11 protein-coding genes are annotated in these 12,307 nt (G+C 57.3%); 9 read left to right on the top strand and 2 right to left on the bottom strand.

Going from position 1 to position 12,307, the window contains the following annotated elements:
• Window positions 1–420: 420 nt before the first annotated feature.
• On the top strand, window positions 421–1,386 hold the full coding sequence (locus tag IVB29_RS27425) for a tripartite tricarboxylate transporter substrate binding protein (RefSeq protein ID WP_247506526.1): 966 nt from the start codon (window positions 421–423) through the stop codon (window positions 1,384–1,386).
• A 591-nt stretch (window positions 1,387–1,977) separates the two neighbouring features.
• The gene (locus tag IVB29_RS27420; RefSeq protein ID WP_247506525.1) at window positions 1,978–3,147 is read left to right on the top strand and encodes an ABC transporter substrate-binding protein; all 1,170 of its coding nucleotides are present in this window, start codon (window positions 1,978–1,980) and stop codon (window positions 3,145–3,147) included.
• A gap of 78 nt (window positions 3,148–3,225) precedes the next feature.
• On the opposite strand, the gene IVB29_RS27415 is transcribed toward IVB29_RS27420, so the two are convergent.
• Entirely contained in the window at window positions 3,226–3,729 is a 504-nt protein-coding gene (locus IVB29_RS27415) for an SRPBCC family protein (protein ID WP_247506524.1), read from the bottom strand.
• A gap of 3 nt (window positions 3,730–3,732) precedes the next feature.
• A complete protein-coding gene (locus IVB29_RS27410) occupies window positions 3,733–4,494 on the bottom strand; it encodes a glucose 1-dehydrogenase (protein ID WP_247506523.1) in 762 nt (253 codons plus the stop codon).
• 154 nt (window positions 4,495–4,648) lie between these two features.
• Here IVB29_RS27410 and IVB29_RS27405 point away from each other — a divergent pair, with 154 nt between their 5' ends.
• From IVB29_RS27405 to IVB29_RS27375, 7 genes are all read left to right on the top strand, one after another.
• Entirely contained in the window at window positions 4,649–5,437 is a 789-nt protein-coding gene (locus IVB29_RS27405) for an enoyl-CoA hydratase-related protein (RefSeq protein WP_247506522.1), read from the top strand.
• 151 nt (window positions 5,438–5,588) lie between these two features.
• Window positions 5,589–7,115, top strand: a complete 1,527-nt coding sequence (locus IVB29_RS27400; protein WP_247506521.1) for a carboxyl transferase domain-containing protein — start codon at window positions 5,589–5,591, stop codon at window positions 7,113–7,115.
• Window positions 7,116–7,124: 9 nt separating this feature from the next.
• Window positions 7,125–7,337, top strand: a complete 213-nt coding sequence (locus IVB29_RS27395; protein ID WP_247506520.1) for a biotin/lipoyl-containing protein — start codon at window positions 7,125–7,127, stop codon at window positions 7,335–7,337.
• Window positions 7,338–7,384: 47 nt separating this feature from the next.
• A complete protein-coding gene (locus IVB29_RS27390; RefSeq protein WP_247506519.1) occupies window positions 7,385–8,908 on the top strand; it encodes an AMP-binding protein in 1,524 nt (507 codons plus the stop codon).
• A gap of 27 nt (window positions 8,909–8,935) precedes the next feature.
• Window positions 8,936–10,327: a biotin carboxylase N-terminal domain-containing protein gene (locus IVB29_RS27385; protein WP_247506518.1), complete on the top strand. Its 1,392-nt coding sequence runs from the start codon at window positions 8,936–8,938 to the stop codon at window positions 10,325–10,327.
• Window positions 10,328–10,387: 60 nt separating this feature from the next.
• A complete protein-coding gene (locus tag IVB29_RS27380) occupies window positions 10,388–11,338 on the top strand; it encodes a hydroxymethylglutaryl-CoA lyase (RefSeq protein ID WP_247506517.1) in 951 nt (316 codons plus the stop codon).
• Window positions 11,339–11,499: 161 nt separating this feature from the next.
• The gene (locus IVB29_RS27375) at window positions 11,500–12,297 is read left to right on the top strand and encodes a glucose 1-dehydrogenase (protein ID WP_346731305.1); all 798 of its coding nucleotides are present in this window, start codon (window positions 11,500–11,502) and stop codon (window positions 12,295–12,297) included.
• The last annotated feature ends 10 nt before the right edge of the window (window positions 12,298–12,307 follow it).

Below are 12,307 nucleotides of genomic sequence, written 5' to 3'. Positions count from 1 at the left end.
CTGCTATCGCTTATGCACGTCGGCTGGTTGCGCACACGTCTCCCGTTTCGGTGGCGCTGGTCCGTCGCATGCTGCGGAGACATGTTGGTCTGGATCATCCTACTTCGCCTGGATCATCCTATAACTTCGCATATTGTCGAGCGCACATTTAAAAGGTCGAGCAAACTCACCGGATGCGCGTGAAGGAGTTGCGAGCTTTCTCGAGAGCCGCGCTCCGAGGTTTGCTGACCGACTTGCGGCGGCGTGTTCGATGCGCCGGAATGGACCTTGGTGGCCCGAGCGAGACCTGACACGATTTCGGTCGGAATCCAGCGGCGCTGGAAGAATCGCGATTAGCGGGAGCGTTGCCGCCCATTGACAGGCAATTCTAAACCTTTAGGCTAACTGACGTTAGTTAAAGATTGCCATGGGAGGAATGAGGTGAAGCTTGCCCGCATCGGGATCGCTATCGCGTGTCTGCTGATCGTCGCGCCGCGGGTTCGTGCAGCCGACTATCCGGACCACGCTATCAGGCTCGTCGTGCCCTTTGCCGCGGGTGGCCAAACCGATAGTCTGGCCCGCATCGTCGGCGAAGGTCTGCAACGCAGGCTTGGACAGCCGGTCGTTGTTGATAACCGGGCCGGAGCAGGCGGAGTGATCGGCACCGAAAGCGTCGTAAAGGCGGCAGCAGATGGCTACACCATCGTCATCGCCGGGCCGAGCACCGTGATCACCCAGCCTCTGCTGAACCCGAGCGTTCAATACGACGTCTCGAGAGATTTGATGCCAATCGCGATGCTGTCGGCAGCTCCAATGCTGCTCGTCGTAAACGCGAATACCTCCTACAAGAGCCTTTCGGATCTCATTGCAGCCGCCAAGCAGAAGGATCTCTCATACGGAAGTTCTGGTCCTGGATCGTCGATGCATCTGGGCGTCGAGTGGCTTCTCAAGCTCACCGGGATGAAGGCCGTTCACGTACCCTTCAGAGGAAGCTCGCAGTCCTTGCCGTCTCTTCTTGCTGGGGACATTGATTTTCTCATCGACCCGCCGATTACTGCATGGCCTCTGGTCGAGAGTGGGCAGCTTCGTGCGCTTGGAATAACGACGCGTACGCCCGATCCGAGGTTCACGGCGATTCCGACGCTTGCTGAGGGCGGGGCAGCGGCATTCGACCAGCTGATCTGGAACGGATTGATGGCTCCCGCCAAGACGCCGCGATCGGTGATCGACAAGCTCGCATCGCAACTGCGAGAGATTGTGACAGACCCCGCGATTGCTGAACAGTTAGACAGAGCGGGCGTTCCGGCATTCTACCTCGATGCCGAGGAATTCTCTCGGTTCATTGACAAGGAGCGGGCGAAATATCGGACTATCATAACCGACTCGGGAATCTCGATCCAACGCTGAATGGGCTAGGAAGAGTCAACAAGGCTCCTCAGCATGCGGCCCAAGCGCGCTTCGATTTTGCATGACCGAGCGATTGGGCCGCGCGGCCATATCGGTCCATCCGTCGTCCACCTGGTTCACGTGTTGCTTTATGCCGGATAGCATTGATGGAAAGGTGTCGCGCCGCCTCTTCTGCCCATCAGGTTCTCGTTCGATGACCCAATCCGGGCGTGTCGTCTGATTGCACGGATTCCGACGAAAGACTGCGTCCGTTGGAACATAACAGGTTGGTTGGCCCGGTTTCCGATCTTACGAAGGGCCCGGATTGCGAAAGCACTGGCCCGGCTAATACGACGTGCTGTCTCCCCGATGAGTAAAGAGAAAAGTCATATTCGCTGCCCGGGAGGAACGCCTAGATCAACGATGTTTCCTCCATTTGCGATTGCGAATGAGGCGACCTTCAACGACAAAGCACAGCGACGTCATGATGGATTGCTGGACAGCCACGCGGGTATGGGGCTTGCCAGGCGCCTCTCTTGCAAGGCAAATCCTATTATAGTAACAAACAGGCGTCCGTTTAATTAAAGAACAAATTGCATCGGGGAGGTAAATTTGTCCAAGAGCTTCTGCAGAATGTCCTTGCTGGCAGCATGCGCTTTGCTGGTAGTGACCGCGCCAGTCGGCTTGGGTGTCGCGCAGGCAGGGGACACAATCAAGATCGGCGCGATCTATGCGACGTCCGGATCCGCGTCATTCCTTGGCATCCCCGAGGAGCGAGCACTACGCCTCAAGGTAGATGAGTTGAATCGAGCGGGCGGGATCAATGGCCGCAAGATCGAAGCTGTGGTGTACGATACTGAAGGAAACGGAACCAAGGCGGTCCAGCAGCTGCGTCGCCTGATCGAGAATGATAAGGTCGATGTTGTGGTCGGACCATCGACGTCCGGCGAAAGTCTGCTCGCATTGCCTGTCGCAAACGAGGCGCGCATCCCCATTATTATGCATGCCGGCACCGAAAAAGTATTCACCCCACCGACGCCATACGGTTTCAACACACCGCCGTCGGACCGCCTCGTCGCTACGGATCTGCTCTCCGTTTTGCAGAAAAAAGGGGTCAAGCGAATTGCGGTGATGTCTTCGGCGGATGGCTTTGGGCAATCCGGCGCGAACGTGCTAAAGGAAATATGCAAGAACTTTGACGTCGTGCTGGTAGATCACGAGGAATTCAACCGCCAAGATACGGATATGACTGCCCAGTTGCTTCGGGTTAAGGCGTCGTCTGCCGACGCCGTGATTATCTGGAGCGCGCTACCTGGACCTAGCATCATCTTGAAGAATGCCGTCAATCTCGGCTTCGACAAGCCCATTTACAATAGCTATGCAGCAGCCAGCCGCGATCTCCTTACTCAGGCTGGACCGGCCGCAAATGGCACCTTCCTAACGTCAATGCGGCTTTTAGCGCCCGGATCGTTGAAGGACGACGATCCTGTGCGGCCGGTCGTTCAGAAGGTCTATGACGACTATAAGCAGAAGTATGGTGAGGCGCCGCCGACATTTGCCGCACACAGTTACGACGCCGTGCTAATCATCAAAGCGGCCGCGGAGTCGATTAAGGGCGATATAAACCGCGAGACGCTCAGGGATGCGATAGAGAAAACGTCTGTGATCGGCGCGAACGGAGTATTCAAATTCACGCCCGAGAATCACGGTGGTTTGGATCGGAACTCGCTCTCTATGGTTCTGCTCCAGGCGAAGGATGGTAATTGGGTTCTGGCGCAGTAGACCCCAGCAAGGAAGGTCCCAGAAAACCCGCTACAGACAACTGTAGCGGGTTTCGCTTTCTGCAGTCGCGCTCCTTGACTACGGCAACGGCGGGACTTTGATGCCGAGTTTGTCAATGGGCAGTTGCCAGCCAGACCACTCTGTCTTTAGGTCTGGAGCGGCGTTGAACATTGTTTGAAGTCGAGATATGCCGGCATCGAGGACAGCAGCGACAAGTCTCTGAGCGTGCGTGCTATCGACCAAGGGTTTAAAGCTGACAGCCCATAACAGGCCCGAGCGACGTGCCGCAAGGTTCTTTACCCCGATCAGTGCTCGGTACTCTTCAACGGGCAATGGTCCGGAATCGATGGTGTAGACGTGCCAGTGGGTGCCCGCTTCGATCAGCGATTCATGGAATTCACCCAGGACTGTATCGCATCGCCGCTGATAGGTGCCGTTGACCGTACGAACTGTGTCCGTCGCAGTAATACCGGGCAGCCAGAGTTGGGGTTGACCGAATTGTCCGATCACCTGCCAGGCCGCTACGTCGCTCGTGGGAAGCAGCAGCGACCTTACGATGAAAATCCGCTCGGGGGTGCTCATCCGCTACAACGCCAGATAGCCGCCGTCGACTGGCAGCATAACGCCCGTGACATAGCTTGACGCAGGCGAAGCCAGGAATATGACCGCGCCAGCGAGCTCGTCTGGTTGTCCAACCCGCCGCATGGGCGTGTGCGCGAGGAGCGCCTTGAGGCGATCGGGATCTGATCGTGTTGCTTCCGTCATCGGAGTTTCGATAAAACCGGGAGCAATTGCATTCACCCGGATGCCCAACGCGGCAAGCTCCACGGCCAACGCTTTCGTCAATTGAAGCACGGCGCCCTTCGAGGCTGTGTATGCCGCGGAATTTGGCGTCGAAACGAAGGACTGGATGGATCCCAAGTTAACGATCGCGCCCCTGGTTTGCTTCAATGCCGGCAAGAAGGCGCGAACCATGTTATATGTCCCGGTGACATTCACTTGGAGTGTGCGGTCCCACTCGTCATCCGCGGCGTCTCGATCCACCGATCCGCGCAGCAGAATACCGGCATTGTTGACCAGTATTGAAACGTCGCCGTGCTCTCCTGCCACGTTCCGGGCAAATGCCTGGCAGGCAGTTCGATCCGTGACATCAAGCTTAGCCGGCATTGCGTCGCCTCCGCCATCTTTGATGAGACGCGCGCCAGCTTCAGCGGTGTCTCCGTTGCGATCGGCCACAAGCACCTTCGCGCCGGCATCAGCGAGGCCGCGAGCGATAGCAAGGCCATTTCCCTGGCCAGCTCCGGTAACCACGGCGAGCCTTCCCGTCAGGGAGAACGAAATGCCCATATCAATGCTCCTTCTCTCGAACCGTATCCGTGTACTGCGCCGGTAGCCTCAGATCTGCACGCCAAATGCCACCTGATGGAACCCGATCGGGCCAGTTGAATCCGCCCGCAATTCAGGGTAAACGGACATCTGTTAGTTAAGAGCAGGATAGATCATGGGCGCATTCACGACAATCGAATTTTCTGTCGACACGCGGGGGGTGGCCACCCTGCGGCTCAACCGACCCGCGGTGCACAATGCAATGAACGGCGTCATGTACGACGAGGCGCGCAGCGTCGTCAGCAGATGCGAATCCGATTCTTCAATCAGAGTTCTGGTTTTGACTGCAGCTGGAGCGAGTTTCTGCTCGGGAGGAGATCTCAAGTACCAACAAGAGCAGGCGTCGCGGCCCCAGAGTGAGCGCATCAAGGAGGCGAGTAAGCTCGCCTGTTGGCTTCGTGAATTGGACACCCTCTCCAAGCCTGTAATTGGCAGGATCAATGGGCCGGCATACGCAGGCGGTCTTGGGCTGGTTTCGGTGTGCGATATCGCGATTGGTTGTGACGATGCGCAGTTCGCGGTCACCGAGGCGCGGCTGGGGCTTCTGCCCGGCATGATCTCCCCTTACCTTGTTCGGCGGATCGGCGAACCGTTCGCCAGGCGGTTATTCCTGACGGGGCGCCGAATTACGGCTGCAGAAGCGGTGACGATGGGGCTTCTGTCAGTCAGCGTGCCGGCCGACCGTCTCGATGCTGCCGTCCAAGAGGAAGTCGATATGGTGCTGAAATGTGCGCCGGGATCCCTTGCTGCGAACAAGCGTCTCATCGAATACGTGTCGACCCACGGTTCAGCGGACAATTTCGTCTACACGGTCGATCGTGTCGCCGAGATGTGGGCCTGGGACGAGGCGGAAGAGGGGATCAAGAGCTTTCTTGAAAAGCGAAAGCCGGCTTGGGTCAGCTAATGCGTCTCGCCGGCGAAGTCTCGCGTTGACAACGGCGCTGCATTTAACTAACAACCGTCCGATTAATTCGCTCTGCTGATCTCGTGGCGTCGGATGCCCGAGCGGCTCAAGCCGCCGATACGAGATAAGGCTGACGCTACTTGGAGCTCACATGGATCTGTATGACGACCTTGACCAGCGCATAAAGTGGGCAATGGACGGCGGTAGGAATAATCCGAAATCCGCGCAGTTGCTCGAAGGAAAGCTGTTCGTTCGCGATCGTCTGAGCCTCTTTTTCGACGGCGGTTTGGACATGGAGGATGGTCTGCTGGCCGGGGCCGAGAAGAAGGTGCCGGCGGACGCGGTCGTAACCGGCATAGGCTCGGTCGGGGGCCGCAAGGTTGCGGTCATTGCCAACGACATTTCCGTGAAAGCCGGCACCTGGGGGTATCAGACCCTCCTTAAGATCACGCGCATGCAGGAGTTGGCGCTCAATCTAAAGATTCCGCTCGTGTACTTCGTCGACTCGGCGGGCGCGCGAATTGACGAACAGAAGCAATCCTATCTCGGAAGAACCGCTTGGGGAAATATCTTCCACAATCTGGTTCAACTGTCGGGCGTTGTGCCGCAGCTTTGCGTTCTCTTCGGACCGTCGCCGGCGGGTGCTGCGTACATTCCGGGCCTGTGTGATACGGTAATCATGGTGGACAAGAAGGCGACCGCCTATGTCGGCTCGCCGCGAATGGCGCGCATGGCCATCGGCGAGGATATCAGCGAGGAAGATCTGGGCGGTGCAAGAATGCACTGCACGCTCAGCGGGCTCGGAGACATTCTCGTCAAAACGGATGAAGAGGCGATCGCTGTCGCAAAGACTTATCTTGGCTACTTCCCGGCCTCCTTCGAACAGAAGCCGTCGGTCGTTGAAGCGGTCGCGAACGGCGCATCTGTGGATCTGACGAAGGTCATCCCGCCGGACCAAAATGTCCCGTTCGACATCAAGGCGCTTATTCAAGGTTTGGCGGACGACGGCTCGTTCCTCGAGAGCAAAGAGCTTTTCGCCAAGGAGATGACGACCGCGTTCATCAGGCTTGGCGGTCGCGGGGTCGGTGTGATCGCAAACAACTCGAAGTTCAAGGGAGGTGTTCTGTTCAACGACTCCTGCGATAAGGCGGCCCGCTTCATCTGGCTGTGCAATGCGTTCAACATACCCCTGCTTTTCCTTCAGGACATCAGCGGCTACATGATCGGAAGCTCCGTTGAGAAAGCCGGAATCATCAGGCACGGAGCGAAACTTCTTTCGGCGGTCTGCGAAGCGACCGTGCCGCGCATTGCTGTCATGGTGCGTAAGGCTTACGGCGGCGGCTATCTCGCAATGTCGGGGGCTCCGACCAAGCCCGATGCGATGCTAGCGCTCCCGACGGCGAAGCCGGCGCTGGTAGGGCCGGAGGCTGCCATCAATGCGTTGTATTTCAATCAAATTGCCGAATTGCCTCCCGCAGAGCGTGCAGCCTTCATCAACGAGAAGCGGCAGGAGTATGCAAAGGACATCAATGTCTATTCTGCTGCTGCAGACCCGTTCGCCGCGGAGGCGGTCGTCCATCCGAACGAGCTCAGAGATGAACTCATCCGGCGCTTCGCCATCTATTCCATGAAGAGCTCGCAGACGATCCGGCGGCGAAACGCCGTCCATCCGGTATAGGAGAGTTCGATGAAGAAGATCGTGAGCCCGATGGCGGGCACAGTCTGGAAGATTCTGAAGTCTGTCGGCGATCCAGTCGAATATGGCGATGCCGTGGTGATCCTCGAATCGATGAAAATGGAGATCCCGGTAGATGCGACAAGCCAGGGTGTGGTGACCAAGGTTGTGGCGCAAGAAGGCGACGTCGTCGACCAGGACACTGTGCTCATTGAGCTGTCCTGAGTGCGAGAGATTGTTTCGAGTGAGTGTGGCAGGAAGGAAGTAGGTCGATGACGGCGGTGGTTTCCCAGCATATTGCCCGAAACGCCCGCAAATTCCCGGATCGGATCGCGTTGCGAGACGGCCAGATGTCGATGACATACGGCGCGCTAAACGACGCAACGAATCGGGTGGCAAACTATCTCATTGGTGTTGGGATAGGGCCGGGTGATAAGGTCGCTATCCTGGGCTCATCCGGCTTGAGGTGGGTCGTGGCGATGGCGGCGATCTCGGCTGTTCGAGCGTGCTGCGTACCTATCAACTATCGTCTGACGACGGCTGAGATCCTGGCTAACCTCCAGGATGGAGAATGCCGCTTGGTTTTCGCCGACCAAGACTTGATCGAGCAGCATCTCAGAGGCATCGATCTTCCATGCGTGCCGCTAGATGCCGAAAAGGCAGACAATTCGTACGACTGGATCGTGACCAAGTCGTCAGCCGTTGCGCCGGACATCGAGTATAGCGACGACGATGTTCAACTCATCATGTTCACCGGCGGAACGACGGGGCGATCCAAGGGCGTCGTTCTTCGGAACCGGCAGGTGTTCTGGAACACGATCCATGAGGCGCTCGACACCGGGATGTCGGAGTTCGGTCATACCATTTTGGCGACCCCTCTCCATCATGGGGCAGCATTGAATTGCTGGCTGCTTCCGCACCTTTACTTGGGAGCGACTTCCACCATCATGAAGAGCTATTCTGCCGATCGAATGGTCGATCTGATCGATCGTCACAGCTGCGACAACGGTTTCACCCCGCCGTCCATGGCGCGTGAGCTGTGCCTTGCGGCATCGTCCTCGCCAAGCAAGATCAGGTCGTTTCGTCACTGGTATGTCGGCGGGGGCATACTGAGCGGGAAAGATCGGGACGACATGCACCGATTGATTCCCAAAATGAAGATCTATTATCAGTACGGCTTAACGGAGGCCGGCGTAATCGTAACCGTGCTCAAGGAAGAGGATTACGAGCGCGCCCCTGACTCGATCGGGCGACCATTTCTGAACTTTGAGGTCAAGATCGCCAATCCTGATCTGTCCGATGCCGCTATTGGCACGCAAGGTGAGATATTGGTTCGCGGTCCTTCTGTGATGGAAGGCTATTTCAAGAGGCCCGACGCAACGAAGGAGGCGTTCCACAAGGGATGGCTTCGGACCGGCGATGCCGGAACTATGGATGAGGCGGGGTTTGTCTACTTCCGTGATCGGATCAAGGACATGGTCAAGACCGGGGGGTTGAATGTCTTCTCCCAGGAAGTCGAGCGCGTAATGCAACGGCACGAGAAGATTCGGGAAGTCGGTATCATCGGCTTACCAAGCGAACGATGGGGGGAGGAAGTGACCGCCGTCGTCGTGCTTCGTGACGGAATGCTGGCTTCGGAAGAAGAGCTGATCTCGTTCGCAAAGGCAAACCTTGCAAGCTACAAGGCGCCGAAGCGCGTCGTTTTCGTTCCGTATGAAGAGATGCCGATCAATTATTCGGGCAAGATCATGAAACGCGAGCTGCGAACTATGATCGGTTCGCGAAGCAGTGTGTAGACGCCGTTCGGAGGTAGAAGAGTCGCCATGAACAAGCTGCTGATCGCCAATCGAGGTGAAATCGCCTGCCGCATTATTCGCGCTGCGCAATCCATCGGAATTCCGACCGTCGCCGTCTATTCTAAAGCGGACGAGGACGCGTTGCACGTCAAGCTGGCTGACGAGGCGAGATTTGTTGGTGGTCCCCAGGCCAAGGAGTCCTATCTCAATCAGGAGGCTGTACTTTTTGCAGCGCGCGAGGTCGGAGCCAATCTAATACACCCTGGCTATGGCTTTTTGGCTGAGAATGCAGAATTCGCTGACCGTTGCGCTCGAGCTGGAATTGTTTTTGTCGGGCCCAAACCGGAGACGATCCTGGCCATGGGCGACAAGCATCGCGCGAGACAAATGGCCGTTGCGGCTGGCGTGCCCGTGCTGCCTGGGTCAGACAAGCTGTCAGACGACCAAGAGGAAATCATCGCCGCTGGTGCGAAGATCGGTTTTCCGCTGCTCGTTAAGGCAACTGCCGGTGGCGGTGGTATTGGCATGCGCTTGGTGGAACGATCGGAAGACTTGATTGCCGCCGTCACCGCAACCAGTGGTCTCGCCGTGCGGGCGTTCGGCGATGGGGCTGTCTATTGTGAACGGTACGTGCGGACCGCCCGCCACGTGGAAGTCCAGGTGTTCGGCTTTGGAAACGGAGAGGCTGTCCACCTCTTCGATCGAGACTGCTCCGTTCAGAGGAGGCATCAGAAAGTCATCGAGGAGGCGCTGGCCCCTGGACTGAGCGAATGTACTCGCGAGGAAATGGCTCGCGTTTCCGTCAATCTGGCGGCCTCATGCCGGTATGATGGAGCCGGGACGATCGAGTTTCTCTATGACGCGGAGCGGCAAGAGTTCTACTTCCTCGAAATGAACACGCGTATTCAAGTCGAGCACGGTGTAACCGAGTTGGTGACCGGCGTGGACCTTGTGGCCGCTCAAATTGAACACGCGTTGGGACGAGATGTAGCATCTGCCTTGTCACAATCCGCGATCAAAGCGAGCGGACACGCGGTCGAGGCACGAATCTACGCCGAGAATCCATCCCGCAAGTTCTTTCCCTCGCCGGGCAAGATCACGCACCTCAGTGTCCCGCACATGGCGGGGGTCCGTGTCGATACCGGACTCGTGTCCGGAGCGACCGTTCCACCGTTTTATGACCCGATGGTGATGAAGGTGATGGCATTAGGACAGACGCGATCGGACGCGATCGGGTTGCTTTCCTCGGCGCTGAGTCAAATTGAGATCGGGGGAATTGCGACGAACAAAGACTATCTGAGGGCGATCATCACGCACCCGAAGTTTGAGTCGGCAGAGCTAAGCACGTCGTTCTTAGATGCGCACCATGATGAGTTGATCGCTCAGGCGACTTCGTCGTCGGAAATGGCCAAGGCCTAGGTCCGCTAGAAACGTCACTACGCCGAAAGACCGTTACCGCTCAAAGTACAGGCACCTTCAATGTCCGATCTGCCTCGCGTTATTCACATTCACGAAGAAGGCCCACGAGAGGGATTTCAAATTGAGAAGGCGCAGATCGATACGCGTCTGAAGGTCGAATTCATCGAAGCGCTTGCGGAAACGGGGCTGCGTCAAATCGATTGCGTCTCTTATGTCAATCCGGAACGTGTGCCGGGGATGAAAGACGCAGATGAAGTCGCCCGGTCAATCAAACGGGTTCCGAACGTCAGATACACGGGCCTTTGGTTGAACAAGAAAGGGCTGCTCCGTGCCCTCCAGTTGCCATTGGATGTAGTTGGAGCAATTCGGATCACGGCGTCGAACACATTCAGCGTCAAAAACACGGGAATGACCATCGAACGGACAATCGAGGAACAGCGGGATTGGCTGGCCATCTACCGGGAGCACAATGTACCCGTAGAGTGGGGTTACGTCATGACTGCTTTCGGCTGCAACTTCGAAGGCGAGGTTCCGATCGACCAGGTCGTCAAGATGACGGAAACGCTGCTTTCGCTCGCTGCGGAAAACGGGGTAACCTTAAGGGGCGTGTACCTGGCTGATACGGTGGGACACGGCACGCCACTTTCCATGGAGCAGCGGATTGGCGCCCTGCGCGACAAATGGCCAGATCTGAGGATAGGCCTCCATCTCCATGACACCCGGGGAACGGGAATTGCTAATGCTTATGCCGCTTTGCGGCTCGGCGTGGACCAATTTGATAGCTCTTGCGCCGGTCTTGGTGGGTGTCCTTTTGCCGGTCACAAGGGAGCCGCCGGCAACATCTGTACCGAGGACCTCGTCTATATGTGTCATGAGATGGGCATTGAGACTGGGGTGGACCTCGGTCGGCTCGTTGAATGTGCTCGAATGGCGGAACGGATAGTCGGCCATCCCCTACCTGGAAAGGTGATGCGTGCAGGCAAGGATGCTTTGGCATCCCGAAAACGGTGATTCGAGGCGGCACTGCTCCGGCCAGCTTGGGCGCCCTTCCAAACGGGCGTTCGTACGTCATTGCTCTGCTTTCCCCTTGAATCTACTGAGATTCGCGTCTAGCTCAGAGATCGGCCGTTTTACAGCCCGGAACTGAAGGGCTATATTGCCTAAAGTATCTCTTGAGATTCTCTGGGAAAATCAAATCGGAACATCTCTTGGTTAGCTTGGTAAGTCTTGACGGACGCACAGCTCTGGTTACCGGGGCCGGCCGAGGGAATGGTAGGGCTATCGCGGTAGGACTGGCGTCTGCGGGCGCTGCAGTGATCGTGACAGACGTAGACGAGGGGAGCGCTTCGGAGTCTACCGCTCTCATCAAGGATCTTGGCGGACGAAGTTGGTCCTTTCAACTTGACGTTGCCAGTCCGTCGGCCTGTGAGCTGTTGGCGACGCGAGTTGCCAAGGAAGTCGGCAACATCGATATCTTGGTCAATAACGCGGGCGTTCTGCTCGCGGGGCGGATGGACGAGCCTGGTGCGCGGGATCGTTGGGAACGGACGAGGTCGATCAACATCGATGGACCTTACAACCTCGTTGCGGCCTTTCTGGAAGCTTTGAAAGCTTCGAAGGGGTGTATCGTCAACGTCGGGTCCATTCAGTCGTTTGTCGGCGGATCAGCTGCTGTAAGTTACGTTACCTCGAAGGGAGCGATCTTGCAGCTGACCAAGGCGCTCGCGGTTGAGCTCGCAATCTACGGTATCCGCGTCAATGCAATCGCGCCTGGATTGATCAATACGCCCATGACCGACGCCGTCCAGAAGAGCGAGAAGGCTCTCAAAGGTATTCTGTCCCACGTTCCCATGCGACGCATCGGACGTCCTGAGGAACTGCAGGGAGCGGTCGTTTTTCTCGCCTCGTCGGCTGCGAGCTACATTACTGGGGTAACTCTCCCCGTCGACGGTGGATATCTGGCAGTCTAAGGAGAAATGC

Source organism: Bradyrhizobium sp. 1 (assembly GCF_023073315.1).
Taxonomy (GTDB): domain Bacteria; phylum Pseudomonadota; class Alphaproteobacteria; order Rhizobiales; family Xanthobacteraceae; genus Bradyrhizobium.
The sequence above is the reverse complement of the archived record's forward strand: the minus strand, read 5'-3'. Positions and strand labels throughout refer to the sequence as shown.

Coding starts and splice junctions, on each gene's coding strand:
- IVB29_RS27410 (WP_247506523.1), bottom strand. CDS start 4,494: ATGGGCATTTCGTTCTCCCTGACGGGAAGGCTCGCCGTGGTTACCGGA.
- IVB29_RS27390 (WP_247506519.1), top strand. CDS start 7,385: ATGACGGCGGTGGTTTCCCAGCATATTGCCCGAAACGCCCGCAAATTC.
- IVB29_RS27415 (WP_247506524.1), bottom strand. CDS start 3,729: ATGAGCACCCCCGAGCGGATTTTCATCGTAAGGTCGCTGCTGCTTCCC.
- IVB29_RS27395 (WP_247506520.1), top strand. CDS start 7,125: ATGAAGAAGATCGTGAGCCCGATGGCGGGCACAGTCTGGAAGATTCTG.
- IVB29_RS27385 (WP_247506518.1), top strand. CDS start 8,936: ATGAACAAGCTGCTGATCGCCAATCGAGGTGAAATCGCCTGCCGCATT.
- IVB29_RS27405 (WP_247506522.1), top strand. CDS start 4,649: ATGGGCGCATTCACGACAATCGAATTTTCTGTCGACACGCGGGGGGTG.
- IVB29_RS27400 (WP_247506521.1), top strand. CDS start 5,589: ATGGATCTGTATGACGACCTTGACCAGCGCATAAAGTGGGCAATGGAC.
- IVB29_RS27380 (WP_247506517.1), top strand. CDS start 10,388: ATGTCCGATCTGCCTCGCGTTATTCACATTCACGAAGAAGGCCCACGA.